This window comes from Acidiphilium sp. PM (genome assembly GCF_000219295.1).
Taxonomy (GTDB): domain Bacteria; phylum Pseudomonadota; class Alphaproteobacteria; order Acetobacterales; family Acetobacteraceae; genus Acidiphilium; species Acidiphilium multivorum.
In genome coordinates this window covers 1-1,146 of record NZ_AFPR01000578.1, presented here as the reverse complement: position 1 = coordinate 1,146, position 1,146 = coordinate 1, and the positions used below count along the sequence as shown (strand labels likewise).

At 61.4% G+C, this 1,146-nt stretch carries 1 protein-coding gene and 1 pseudogene; both read left to right on the top strand.

All coding sequences use genetic code 11. The annotated features are described in order from the left end of the window. Positions 1 to 161 precede the first annotated feature (161 nt). Positions 162 to 716 carry a hypothetical protein gene (locus tag APM_RS18750; RefSeq protein WP_007424967.1) on the top strand — a complete coding sequence of 185 codons (555 nt, stop codon included), beginning with the start codon at positions 162 to 164 and terminating at the stop codon, positions 714 to 716. Positions 717 to 725: 9 nt separating this feature from the next. After that, positions 726 to 1,146: pseudogene (locus APM_RS18745) on the top strand (hypothetical protein); the annotation flags it as partial.

Here is a 1,146-nt window from a genome sequence, read left to right as displayed (position 1 = left end):
ATTGGCGGGGATTTACCGAGTTTCATGGCGCGGTGTTACTGTGTTTATGCTGTGAATTTGCATCGTATATGCCGTGATATTGATGATGATAATACTGTGAATATGCTGCGGTTGTGCTGCGTTCTATTGACGTGCGGAGATTGAAATCGGTAGGATTCGCTATGCCCGCACCTGATCTCGATATCGAAAAGCTCGGTGCGGCGATGGCGTCCGGCCTTCGCCGGCGCTCCCCGTTGATGGTCTGGTTTATCGAGCACCACGACGAATTTGCCGCCCTCCTCGACAAGCATGGCGCGCATTGGAAAGGGTTGGCGGAGCACTTCGCGGCGGCCGGGCTGGTCTCCCGCACCGGCCAGCCGCTCACGCCGCGCACGGTCGAAAACTATTGGCTGCGGGCGCGGCGCCTGGTCGCCAAGCGCCGCGCGGAAGGGCGCTCGGTTACGGCGGCCCCGGCCAGCACACCTGAGCCCGAACCGAAATTCGAGTTTGTGCGTTTGCGGAATGAGGGCCGGGGTGTTTCCGCAACGGAACGCCGTGCCCTTGGTGATCCGACGGCACCGGCTGACCAGGCGGCCCAGCCGGCACCCAAGTTTCAACGGTCATGGATGAGAAATGAGGGCCGCGGCGTTTCTGCTGCGGAACGCCGTGCCCTTGGTGACCCAACAGCCCCGGCCGATCCCGACGATCCGAAATGGAGAGGCGACAAATCCCGATAGGAGAATTTGATGACTGAGGCCCCCTCATCAGAAAAGAAACCCAACGGCGCCCACAAACCCGCAACTCCCGTATTCCGCCCCGGTAGCGCAGTCGCCGGACTCAAGCCTGCGGAAATCAAACCTCTGCTGACCAGCGAGCAATCCAGCACCGAACCCGTCGCCCAGGGCGTCGATCTCGCCGGTCGGCCCAAGATCATCCTGACGGCGGGTCGGGGCAAAACCGGCAAAACCACCTTCCTGCGCTGGATCGTGGAGATGGCGCAGCGGGACGGGAAAGCGCCTCTCCTGGCTGACATTGATCCCACCAACGCAACCTTCTCGACCTATTTCGGCGGGGTTGCTCGGCCGGACACCTTCAACCAGGCCGCCGTTCGCGACTGGCTCCAAGATTTCATGGAGTTCGCCATCGCCGAAAAACAAACGGCCATCG

What these genes read in the sequence shown, in the direction of transcription:
- APM_RS18750 (WP_007424967.1), top strand. Translation starts at nt 162, where the DNA reads ATGCCCGCACCTGATCTCGATATCGAAAAGCTCGGTGCGGCGATGGCG.